This window comes from Candidatus Eisenbacteria bacterium (assembly GCA_013140805.1).
In the GTDB taxonomy this organism is placed as follows: Bacteria; Eisenbacteria; RBG-16-71-46; order RBG-16-71-46; family RBG-16-71-46; genus JABFRW01.
In genome coordinates this window covers 1-11,372 of the sequence record JABFRW010000027.1, presented here as the reverse complement: position 1 = coordinate 11,372, position 11,372 = coordinate 1, and the positions used below count along the sequence as shown (strand labels likewise).

Genomic DNA, 11,372 nt, shown 5'->3' with positions numbered 1-11,372 from the left:
CTCACGGGTGGCGTGGTTGGCGCACACGAGGCCGCGAAGCACGCGAGCAGCACGATCGCCACGATCGCGCCCAGGTGGCGGCGCGCGCTCATCGGGCCCGCCCCGGCGTGATGCGCCCCAGCACGGTCGCACGCGCCGCCCCGGTCGCACTCGGCACGTTGCCCGGCAGCCCCAGCAACGTGCGATGCGCGAGCAACGCGAACGCGAGCGCCTCCTTGCTCTCGGTCGCCACCCCCAACGCCTCGAGCGACTGGACGCGAACGGGCGCGAGCCGTCGCGCCAGCGCCTCGAGCAGGGTGTGGTTTCGCGCCCCGCCCCCGCTCGCGTAGAGCGCATCGACCACCCCGAGCGGCTTCACGAAGTGCTCGATCGCATGCGCCACCGACGCGGCGGTGAGTTCGGTCGCAGTTGCGATCGCATCGTCGTCCGAGAGTCCGACTGCTAGCGCCCGCTCCCGCACCCGCGCCACGTACGCCGCTCCGAAGCGTTCGCGTCCGGTCGACCGCGGCGGGGCGAGCGCGAAGAACGGGTCGCCCATCAGCTCGGCCAGCAGTGGCTCCGCGACCCGCCCAGCGGCGGCCCGGGTGCCATTGCGATCGAATCGCTCTGCGCCTTCGGTGGCGAGCGCCACGAGTCCGTCCATCACGGAGTTTCCGGGCCCGGTGTCGAACGCGATCACGTCTTCGAGCCCGCCCGAGGCGGCGAGCCAGGTCAGATTCGCCATGCCGCCCAGGTTGAGCAGCACGCGCGACTCGGCGGGCGAGCGGAACAGCCACCAGTCCGCGATCGGGACCAGCGGCGCGCCTTCACCTCCGGCGGCGGTGTCGCCGGAGCGAAAATCGGAGACCACCGGCAGGCCGGTCCGCTCCGCGACGATCGCCGCGGAACCGATCTGCCAGCTCAGCGCAGTGCCGGCGCCCGCCGCACGCGGGATGTGTCGAATGGTCTGGCCGTGCAGGCCGATCGCGTCCACCTGAGTCGCTGGGAGCCCCGAGTTTCCGATCAGCTGAAGCGTCGCTGCGGCGTAGTGTTCACCGAGTGCCGCATCGAGTCGCATCAGCGCCTCCGGTTCGAGCCGCGGAGCCGCCGACGCTTCGAGAACACCCGCCCGCAGCGCCGCATCGAACGCAACGTGTTCGTGACGCAGCACACGCGACGTCGCCTCACCCGCGAACTCGACCAGCACGGCATCGATGCCATCGGCCGAGGTGCCGCTCATGAGCCCGACGATGTGGTGCTCGGAGCGCGTCGGATAGACGCGAATCTCCCGCAGCGCATCGGTGTCGAGCACCCTGCCGGCACGAGCCGCGGTCACTTCTCGGCGCCCGCGAGCATGCCGGCCAGGATGCGGCGCTGAAACACCACGAACACCGCGAGCACCGGAAGCGACGCCACCGTCGAACCCGCCATCAGCAGTCCCCAGTCCACGCTGTGTTCGCCCTGCGCCAGCAGCGCGAGCCCGACCGGCAGCGTCCGCAGGCGCTCCGAGTCCACGAAGATCAGCGGGAACAGGAACGAGTTCCAGTTGGTGAGGAACGACTGAATCGCGATCACCGCCAGCACCGGCTTGAGCAGCGGCAGGATCACGCGCCGGAAGATCGTCCAGTCCGACGCGCCATCGACGCGCGCGGCTTCTTCCAGCTCGAGCGGCAAGCCCGCGACGTACTGCCGCACGAGGAAGATGCTGAACGCGTCGACGGCGAACGGCAGGATCAGCGCGCCGTAGGTGTCGAGCAGATGCAGCCGCGCGAGCACCAGGTAGAGCGGGATCATCAGCACCTGCTTCGGCAGCATGAGCGTGGCGACGATGCCGAGCGTCCAGAACCGCTCGCCCGGGACCCGCCGGCGCCCGAGCACCCAGCCGACCATCGCCGCCGTCATCACGTTCAGCGTCACCACCGCGGCGGCGACCAGCGCGCTGTTCGCCAGGTAGCGATGCACCGAAGCGGCACCGAACAGCGCGCGGTAGTGCTCCCAGCCGAACGGCCCCGCGAGCGCACTGCCGAACGATCCGCTGGCGCCGCGCGACAGCGAAACCAGAAGCATCCAGCCGAACGGCATCAGCATGGTGAGCAGCAGCGGGCCGAGCCACAGCCAGCGCGGCAGTGCGGCGACCTGCCGGATCCCGGACTCGCGGGCCTCCTGGGCCGCGCTCATCGCGGCTCCCCGGAGGGCTTCACCAGCTTCATCTGCCCCCACGCGAGCACCAGCGTGATCGCGAACAACAGGTAGGCGACCGCACTCGCGTAGCCCAGATGGAAGCGCGTGAACGCCTCTTCGTAGAGGTAGTAGACGACCGTTGTGGTGCTCTTCAGCGGCCCGCCACCGGTCATCACGAACGCCTCGGCGAAGATTTGAAGGCTTCGCACGGTGTTCACCACCAGCACGAACAGCAGCGTCGGCCGCAACAGCGGCAGCGTGATGCGCGTGAACTGAATCCAGTTCGAGGCGCCCTCGATGCGCGCGGCGTCATAGAGATCGTGCGGGATCGCCTCGAGCCCGGCGAGGAAGATCACCATGTAGTAGCCGCTCGCGGTCCAAACGTCCATCGCCATGATCGCGGGCAGCGCCGTACGGGGATCGAGCAGCCACGCGGGCGCCGGCAGTCCCACTGCGTGCAGCGCCGCATTCACGAAGCCGTTCGGCGCATAGAGACCCTTGAAGACCAGCGAGAGCACCACGATCGAGACCACGCTCGGGACGAAGAAGCCGACCCGGAACATCGTGCGACCTCGAAACGCAGGCTGCACCGCGAGCGCCAGCCCGAGCGCCAGCGCGGTGGTGAACGGGATGGTTCCGATCACGAACACGCCGGTGGTACGCAGCGCGTTCCAGAACTCCGGATCCGTGAGCGCTCGCAGATAGTTCTCGAATCCCACGAAGCGGGCGCCGCCGGCCTCGAGAGGCGAGTAACTCGTGAACGAGGCGACCAGAGTGAACGCGAACGGATAGAGCCCGAACAGCACGAAGCTCAGCAGCCACGGCGAGAGCATCGCCCACGCGGTGGCGCGCGAGTGCGTGCGCATCGACTAGCGCGCCCGCAGTCGTTCGGTCAGTCGGCGCTGCGCGTCGGCGACGGCCTGCGCCGCGCTCTTCTTGTCGTAGAGCGCCTGCTCGACTTCATCTTCGATCACCGCCTCGAGGTCGTCCCACGCCGGATGGTTCGGCGTGAAGTGCGCGGTCTCGAACTGGCGGATCATGAGCCCCTGCCCCGCATTCTCGCGGTAGAACGCGCTGGTGTCGGCGCCGACCGCCGCGGACTGCACGCTCTGCGCCGCGCGCGCGAGCGCCTCGGCGTTGTCGGGGCGCGCGAGGAAGCGCGCGAGTGCGAGCGCCCCCTCGGCGTGCTTCGAGCTCTTGAAGCTCACCAGCACTTCGCCGCCCGCGAACGAGGCGTGCGTGCCGTGCTCGAGGCTCGGCCGCGGCACCAGCGCCACCCCGTAGCGCAGCTCCGGGGCATCGCGCGGGATCGATTTGAGCAGCCAGGCGCCCGAGATCTGGAGCCCGAGCCGGCCCTCTTTGAACGCGCGGTCGAGCTGGTCCTGGCGCTCGATCATTCCGACCGGGCGCAGGCTCAGATAGAACTCGAGCGCCGTGCGATTCTCCGGAGAATCGAAAACCCCCTGTTCGAGGTCGCCGGACAGAATCTCGCCTCCGTTGCCCCACGCGAACGGCATGAACTTCTTGAACAGGATGTAGCGTTCGCCCGCCTGCAGCCCATAGCCCTTCACTTCGCCGCCGAGTCGATGAATCGCGGTGGCCGCCGTTCGCAATTCTTCCCACGTCACGGGAGCGTGGCTCGAGTCGAGTCCCGCGCGCGCGAACAGCGCCTTGTTGTAGAACAGCGCCCGCGTGCCCAGCACCCACGGCACTCCGTTGACGACCCCGCCCGCGGTGCACATGTCCCAGCCGCGCAACTGGAGGCGCAGCGATTCGGTCGCGTGGGTCCAGTCGGCGAGCTGTCCGGAGGCGAGCAGGCGCGGCATCCAGGTCGAGCCGACTTCGCACAGATCCGGCGCGTTTCCCGCGGCGATCGCGGCGGTGATCTTTTCCTTGCCGCTCTGCCAGGTGAGCTGCTCCATGCGCACCCGGGTGCCGGGATGCTCGCGCTCGAACTGATCGAGCAGCGGCTGCACCACCTCCGTCGGCCAGAACTGCCAGAACACGATCTCCTGCGATTTCGACGCGCAGCCGGCGAGTGCGACCGCGAGTGCCGCGAGCCCTGCCATGGCGAGTGCGCAGCGTCGCCATCCCCGGCCTCTTCGAATCCCTCGCTTCGTCACGGCTCCCTCCCCGATTCGGGCGTCAGTGCGCGCCTCACGAAACCTTCGGCGCGCGCGAGTCGGCGCTCCGCCTGTTCTCGATCGCACGCGAGTTCGATCATCACGATCGCGGTCTTGACGCTCTTGCCGGCGGCCTCGATCGCGAGCGCCGCGGCGTCGTAGTCGACCCCGGTCACGATCATCACGGTTCGGCGGCTGCGCTCAACCAGCTTTTCGCTGGTGGCCCGCAGGTCGACCATCATGTTCTCGTAGACCTTGCCGCTGCGAATGAACGCACTGGTGGTGATCATGTTGAGCACCAGCTTCTGCGCGGTTCCGGACTTCATGCGCGTGGAGCCCATGATCGCTTCCGGTCCCACGACGGGACAGATCGCGACGTCGACTTCGAGCGTGAACTCCTCGCGCGGCGTGCAGGTGACGTAGGCGGTGCGTGCGCCCAGCGCGCGTGCGCGCGCGAGTGCGGCGACCACGAACGGGGTGCGGCGACTGGCGGCAATTCCGATCACGGTGTCGGCGGCTCCGATCGCCAGATCTTCCATGGCTCGCTCGCCGTCGGCCTCGCGATCTTCCGCGCCTTCGACCGCGCGCACCAGCGCTCCGGGGCCGCCGGCCATCACGCCCTGCACCATCGAGGGATCGCTGCCGAACGTCGGCGGACACTCGGAGGCGTCGAGCACGCCGAGCCGACCGCTGGTACCCGCTCCGACGTAGATCAGCCGGCCCCCGGCGCGAAACGATTCGACCACCAGCTCGACGGCGCTCGCGATCGCGGGCAGCTCGAGGGCCACCGCGTCGGGCACGGTGCGGTCCTCGGCCGACAAACGGTCGAGAATGCCGGGAATCTCGAGCGTGTCGAGATCGAACGTGCGCGGATTGCGCTGTTCGGTGGCGAGGCGTGCGAATTCATCGAAGCGGGCGCGAGCGTCCATAGGGCGCGGCCTCGGGGTCGGTGAGGGAGCGTGTCGTCCGTGACCCGCGCAGAATGCCACGGCCGCCGCGGTGCGGCAATGCGGCGCGTGCGCGATCGAGGTCGCGGGTTCCCCTGCCCGGCACTCGGCTCCCGGCCCTCTTGACCGCGCGCGCGCCGATTCCTAGCGTCCGGGTCCATGCCCGAACTTCCCGAAGTCGAGACCGTGCGTCGCGCGCTCTCGCAGGTGATCGTCGGCCGCACCATCGCATCGTGCTGGATCTCGGGCCAGGCGCTGCGCGGCGAGGTTCCGCGCCGCCTCGTGCGCGCACTGCCCGGACGCACGTTCGAAACGCCGCGGCGTCACGGCAAGTATCTCCTGCTGGATCTCGACGCCGATCAGACACTGCTCTCGCACCTCGGGATGAGCGGACGCTGGCTGTTCCACTCCGCGGCGCCCGCGCGTGTCCCGCCTCACGTTCACGTGCGACTCGCGCTTCGAGACGGCACCACGCTATGGTTCGAGGACGCTCGTCGATTCGGCATCGCGCGCCTGGTGCGCACCAGCCGACTCGCGCAGGACCCGTCGCTCGCGATCCTCGGTCCGGATCCGATCGCCACGCCGCCGCGCGGCGAGGCGCTGCTCGAGCTCGCGCGAGGGGCGCGCATCAACGTGAAGGACTTCCTGCTCGACCAGAAGCGCATCGCCGGGATCGGCAACATCTACGCGAGCGAGATCCTGCATCGCACCTCGATCGATCCGCGGCGGCGTGCGGGAACCCTGCGAGCGCCGGAGTGGGACGCGATCGCACGCGAGATCGTCGTGGTGCTCACCGAGTCGATCGAGCGCATGGGCACCACCTTCAGCATGTACCGTTCGCTGTGGGGCGAGCCCGGCGCCTACGGTGAACAACTGCGGGTCTACGACCGCGCAGGCGAACCGTGCCGCCGCTGCGACACCACGATCCGGCGCATCGTCCAGGGCCAGCGCTCGACCTACTTCTGCCCCCGCTGTCAGCGCCGCACCCCGGCGCCGGCCGCCCGCCGGAGCCGCTGAGGGGGCTCGGCGCGTCATTTCACCCCGCTCGACCCTCGTGATTCCCGCGTTTCGCGCGGCCAAGGTCGCGTTTGGGAAAAATCTTTCGAGTGTCGCCGAAAGTCGTTGCCGGACCGCGCGATCGCACCTTAATGTACGTGCCGCTTTTAGGCCTTACCCATCTCTGCAGGGGTCGCAGGCCGCGACCCCTTTCTCGTGACCACGGAGGTCGTGTGCCATTCGCAAATCTCGGGCTGCCCCCGGTGATCGTGAAGGGGGCCCGGGCCGCCGGCTACGTCGAACCCACTCCGATTCAGCGCAAGGCAATTCCCATCATCATGCAGGGGAACGACATCGTCGCCGCGGCCGCCGCCGGAAGCGGCAAGACGGCCGCGTACCTGCTGCCGATCCTCACGCGACTGCTCGACGGTCCGCGTCGTTTGCGTTGCCTGGTGCTCGTCCCGACGCGTGAGCTCGCCGCGAAAGTCGAGACCGGGACGCGCGATTTCTCGCGCTTCACCGACCTGCGTGTGGCGGTCGTGCATCCGGGTGCTCCGCTCGCGATGCAGGAGAAGACGCTGCGCGAGACCGAAGTCGACCTGCTGGTCGCGACTCCCTCCCGGTTGCTCGAGTTGCAGGCGCGCCAGGTGCTGCACGTCGACGACATCGAGCTGCTGGTGCTCGACGAGGCGGACCGCATGATGGATCTCGGGTTCGCCCCCGACTTGCGCAAGATCCTCAAGTTCCTGCCCGAAACGCGCCAGACTCTGATGTTCGCGGCCACCATGCCGCCGGAGCTGAATCGCGTCGCGAAAGAAGCACTGGTCGAGCCGATCCGCATCGATCTCGGCGTCACGACCAAGCCCACGCCCGGCCTCACGCAGGCGATCTACCCGGTGCCGAGAGATCTCAAGTTCGAGCTGCTGAACGAGATGATCTCGCGTCAGGAAGCTCGCAGCATGGTGATCTTCACGCGCACCAAGGAAGCCGCCGAGCGGCTGACCCGCAATCTCACGCGCTCCGGCCACAGCGTCGAGGTCCTGCACGCCAGTCGTAGCCAGGCGGAGCGCGATCGTGCGCTCGCGGACCTCAAGCGCGAGCGGCTCCAGATCGTGGTGGCCACCGAGCAGGCCGGACGCGGGATCGACGTCGACGGCATCTCGCACGTGATCAACTTCGACGCCCCTCACGTGCCCGAGGACTACGTGCATCGCATCCGCCGCAGCGGTCCCGAGGGCGGAACCGGCGATGCGTTCACGCTCATGAGCCCCGAGGAGCAAAAGGAAGTGGCGGCGATCGAGCGTTTCCTGGGTCGCGTGCTGCCTCGCGTGCTGCTGCCGGACTTCGACTACCGGATGCGGCCCGCGGAGCTCAAGCAGGCGGTGTCCTACAACAGCGACCTGAGCTCCCACGCGAGCTCGGCGGCCAAGGGCAACTCGAAGCCGGTTCCCAAGGTGGCGGCCAAGCCGGCTGCACGGCCGGCGGTCAAGCCCGCCGCGCGCCCGCACTCGTCGCGCCCCGCGCTCAAGGTGAACGGCTCGCGAACCGGCGGCAGTCGTGCCGCGCACGCCGGCAAGAGCACCGCGGCAACGGCGCGCGCCGGAGGCGCGAAGAAGCCGAAGCGCTAGACTTGAGCGAGTCGCCAGACGACTCGCGGCATCGGCGACGCGCTACCGGATGGGTGTGAGCGGCTCCCAGCCCGCGACGCCCGGATTCTCGACGGCAGTCCATGACTCGGTCGCGGGATCGAGCACCTGCACCGACTCGGGCACACGCCACCCGGGATCGAAGACCAGCACTTGCCGGCCGCCGGGAGCCAGGTCGAGCGCACTCCACTTCTTGATCGGCACCGGAATCTCGCGCAGGGCACCGATTGCTTCGATCACGAACAAACGCCGTCCCGAACGCTCCCCCGCCAGCAAACGCGTTCCGTCTGCGCACTCGACGAACGCGATCGGCTTGATTCCACCGCGCGCGGCCGTCACGCGCGTCTCGCTCGAGGGGCTCCAGGCGATGAGGGAGTCTCCGGTCACGAACAAACACGTGGTCGAGCCCCGCGACACGAGCACCTCCTCGATCGGAGCATGAGCCGTCCACAGGACTTGCTCCGTATCGCTTTCTTCCGGGCGCTGAACGACCTCGCGCCCGCGCGTACGCAGCAGCGCGTTTCGGCTCGGGTCGTAAACGAGCCACGCGATCGGCGTCGCATCCTGCCCGAGTGCGAGCGGTGTCGGATCGTAGGCACGGATCGCTCGGAGCTGTCGCCCGTTCGCCCACCACACGGTGCTCGCGCTCGCGGCCCACAGGTCGCGCGGGTCGAGATCACCTGCGGCGTAGGTGTGGAGGAGCGGACCGGTGGGATACATCAGATAGCGGCCCTCCTCGGGTCGCCGGCTGGTGCTCGAACTCGCGCCTCCCGAGCGCGGCACATCGCCGGGCGTGTCCTTGCCGACCGCGCGCCCGGCCGGATCCTGCTCCACCACACCGCGCTTTTCGATTCCCGAAGGATCCCGTGCGAACGAACCTCCGGCCTGCGGATCGGGAGCGGCCGCGTCGCCGATGCGAATCGCCTCGGCCAGATAGACCGCCGCGGGCTCGAGCACTCGCAGCGATGAGACGATCGCGGAACTGATGATGGTCGGCAGCAGCGAATCCGGAGCGATCATGGCGAGTCCGCGATCGAATCCGAACAACAGCGCGCCGTCGTCCCGCCACGCCAGCACATTCACGGCACCCCGACGACTCATCGGCGACGCCTCGACCAGGCGTGCGCCGCCGATCACCGGATCCGAGCGGGTCGGCGCTCCCGACTCGTAGCGCACCGTGCCGTAGTCCGAGGGGACGAGGCTGCCGAAGCGGGCTGCGCAGCGCACTCCGTCGGCCTCGAGCAGCCACAGCGATGTGAGGTCGCGATCACCCGAACGGCTGATCCATGCGGCACGACGCCCATCGGGCGCCATGACCAGGCGCGACAGTCGCTCGAGTGCAGCCGGCCGCCACAGCGTCTCGGCGGTTGCGAAGTGAAAAGGCGCACGCAGCAGCTCGCCGTTGATCCCGAGGAACAGCACCGTGTCGGGGGTGCCGGAAAAGGTTCGAGCCCACGGCTCGAGCGGCGCGGCCGGGCGCGGCGCCGCTCCGGCCACGCCTGCCAGTGCGAGCACCAGTGCGGAGAGCAGCGCTTTCACGGACACGGAACTCCGGTGCGTTCGGCGATCGCGGCGCTGATCCACTCCAATGCGCGTTGCGCCGAGCCCGCATCGGTGGCCGCGACCTGCACCAGGTCCGCGCCACCGCCCCCGCGTCCGCCGGCACGCTCGATCAGGCCGGGTGTGAGTTCGCGCAGATCGAGCGACCCGGATCGCGCGCGGCCGGCGATCACTACCGGCTCGGGCGCACCGGCGGCGACCGCGACCCACGGTGCACCAGCCGCCAGCGCGGCGAGCGCGAACCAGCGCAACTCTTCGCGCGGGCGCGAGGCATGGAATCCCGCCAGCGGACGCGGCGGCGTTCCCACTCGGTCGCGCGCCTCCTGCTCGACCACGCGCTTCGTCAGGTCCTCGGCGCGCTTCTTCCACTGATCGCGCTCCGCGGCCGCCCGTTCAAGGTGTTCGAGGAGCTCGCGATCCTTGAGCGTGCGCCGTCGTGCGGCCTCGACCATGCCCTCGGTTCGCCACGCGTGATCGGCGAGCGCCCGGCCTCCGCACAGGAACTCGAGCCGCACGTTTCCGCGGACCTTCTCCCAGCGCACCACCTTGATCACTCCGACCTCGCCGGTGCGGCGCGTGTGCGTGCCGCCGCACGCCGAGACGTCCCAGTCGGGAATCTCCACCACGCGAATGCGCCCGCTCACCTGCGGAGGCTTGCGAAGCTGAAAGCGCGTGATGCCTTCGTCGTCGACCCAGTGACGCTCGATCGCGCGGTCTTCCCACACCACGGCGTTCGCGGCCGCCTCGACGCGCTCAATCGTCCGCCAGTCGACATCGGGCCGCTGCACTTCGATGCTGCTGCGTTCCTCACCGAGGTGCGATGACAGCGTCGGCGCCTCGATCACCCTTAGCAGGGCCGCCGACAGAATGTGCTGCCCCGTGTGCTGCTGCATGTGATCGAACCGCCGCGTCCAGTCGAGACTCGCTTCGTGCGTGTCGGCGTCAAGCGCTCCGGGAGCTGCCCCTTCCACGACGTGCCAGACTCGACCACCGTCTTCGACCTGGACGTCGGTCACGGCGGTTGCGCCGATCGAGCCGCGATCGGCCTCCTGACCGCCGCTCTCCGGGAAGAAGTAGGTCTGCTCCAGCTCGACTGCGGGGCGGCCGCGATGCTCGCCGCGCGACGCGACGCGTGCCTCGAAGCGAGTGGTGTAGGCGTCGTCGTAGTCGAGCCGCACCGATGCCATGCTCACTCCCCCGTCCGTTCCGGCCGGCTGACTCCGTATTCGCGCAGCTTTCGCCACAGCGTCGTGCGCGAGATCCCGAGTTGTCGTGCGGCCGCGGTCGCGTTTCCCCGGCAGCGATCGAGCACACGCAGGATGTGCTCCTGCTCGACTTCGGCGAGCGTCCAGTGATCGCGGGCGTCGGGGACCGTCACCTCGCGCGGGCCGAGGCTGGCGCGGAGCGGACGCGGCCGGCGTTCACGCTCGGCAGGCCGCGTGTCCGGGGCGCTCGTCAGCAGGCGCGGCGCGCGAACCACGTCGGGCAGATCCTGCGCGGTGACGATCGGGCCTTCGGACAGTGTGACCACGTGCGCGATCACGTTCTCGAGTTCTCGCACGTTGCCCGGATAGTCGTAGCGTTCGAGCAACTGGATCGCCTCGGGCGAGAACTCGAGCTCGGGCTTGCCCTGAGCCTTGGAGATCCGCGCCAGGAAGTACTCGGCGAGCAGTCCGATGTCTTCGCGGCGTTCGCGCAGTGCCGGCACTTCGATCGTGACGACGCTCAACCGGTAGTAGAGGTCCTCGCGAAACCGCCCCGCGGCGATCTCCTCGTGCAGATCTCGATGGGTCGCCGCGACCACGCGCAGGTCTACGAGGTGCGCCGAGTTCTCACCCACACGCCGCACTTCGTTGTTCTCGAGCACCCGCAGCAGTTTCACCTGAGCCTCGAGCGGCATGTCGCCGATCTCGTCGAGGAACAGAGTTCCTCCGTCGGAC

At 69.2% G+C, this 11,372-nt stretch carries 10 protein-coding genes; 2 read left to right on the top strand and 8 right to left on the bottom strand.

From position 1 onward, the window contains the following. Window positions 1–88: 88 nt before the first annotated feature. Genes HOP12_02745 through murQ form a run of 5 tightly spaced genes read right to left on the bottom strand, consistent with a single transcriptional unit; the run spans window position 89 to window position 5,212 of the window. A complete protein-coding gene (locus HOP12_02745) occupies window positions 89–1,315 on the bottom strand; it encodes an anhydro-N-acetylmuramic acid kinase (protein NOT33068.1) in 1,227 nt (408 codons plus the stop codon). Continuing rightward, the gene (locus HOP12_02740; GenBank protein NOT33067.1) at window positions 1,312–2,157 is read right to left on the bottom strand and encodes a carbohydrate ABC transporter permease; all 846 of its coding nucleotides are present in this window, start codon (window positions 2,155–2,157) and stop codon (window positions 1,312–1,314) included. Before HOP12_02740 ends, HOP12_02745 begins: the two co-directional genes overlap by 4 nt. Then, window positions 2,154–3,026 (bottom strand): sugar ABC transporter permease, encoded by an 873-nt coding sequence (locus HOP12_02735; protein ID NOT33066.1) that lies wholly within the window; start codon window positions 3,024–3,026, stop codon window positions 2,154–2,156. The genes HOP12_02740 and HOP12_02735 overlap by 4 nt, the downstream gene beginning before the upstream one ends. A gap of 3 nt (window positions 3,027–3,029) precedes the next feature. Continuing rightward, window positions 3,030–4,283: an extracellular solute-binding protein gene (locus tag HOP12_02730; protein ID NOT33065.1), complete on the bottom strand. Its 1,254-nt coding sequence runs from the start codon at window positions 4,281–4,283 to the stop codon at window positions 3,030–3,032. Further along, window positions 4,280–5,212 carry an N-acetylmuramic acid 6-phosphate etherase gene (gene murQ, locus HOP12_02725; GenBank protein ID NOT33064.1) on the bottom strand — a complete coding sequence of 311 codons (933 nt, stop codon included), beginning with the start codon at window positions 5,210–5,212 and terminating at the stop codon, window positions 4,280–4,282. The genes HOP12_02730 and murQ overlap by 4 nt, the downstream gene beginning before the upstream one ends. Window positions 5,213–5,389: 177 nt before the next feature. Between murQ and mutM the strand changes: the two genes are divergently transcribed. Beyond that, window positions 5,390–6,247, top strand: coding sequence for a bifunctional DNA-formamidopyrimidine glycosylase/DNA-(apurinic or apyrimidinic site) lyase (gene mutM / locus HOP12_02720; protein ID NOT33063.1), 858 nt, complete (start codon window positions 5,390–5,392; stop codon window positions 6,245–6,247). 212 nt (window positions 6,248–6,459) lie between these two features. Continuing rightward, a complete protein-coding gene (locus HOP12_02715; GenBank protein NOT33062.1) occupies window positions 6,460–7,854 on the top strand; it encodes a DEAD/DEAH box helicase in 1,395 nt (464 codons plus the stop codon). 42 nt (window positions 7,855–7,896) lie between these two features. Here HOP12_02715 and HOP12_02710 read toward each other — a convergent pair whose 3' ends face one another. The 3 genes from HOP12_02710 to HOP12_02700 all read right to left on the bottom strand — a co-directional run. Continuing rightward, a complete protein-coding gene (locus HOP12_02710; GenBank protein NOT33061.1) occupies window positions 7,897–9,411 on the bottom strand; it encodes a hypothetical protein in 1,515 nt (504 codons plus the stop codon). Then, a complete protein-coding gene (locus tag HOP12_02705) occupies window positions 9,408–10,619 on the bottom strand; it encodes an alanyl-tRNA editing protein (GenBank protein NOT33060.1) in 1,212 nt (403 codons plus the stop codon). Before HOP12_02705 ends, HOP12_02710 begins: the two co-directional genes overlap by 4 nt. Before the next feature lie 2 nt (window positions 10,620–10,621). Next, window positions 10,622–11,372, bottom strand: a 751-nt coding sequence (locus HOP12_02700) for a sigma-54-dependent Fis family transcriptional regulator (GenBank protein NOT33059.1), incomplete at its 5' end; no start/stop codon positions are given.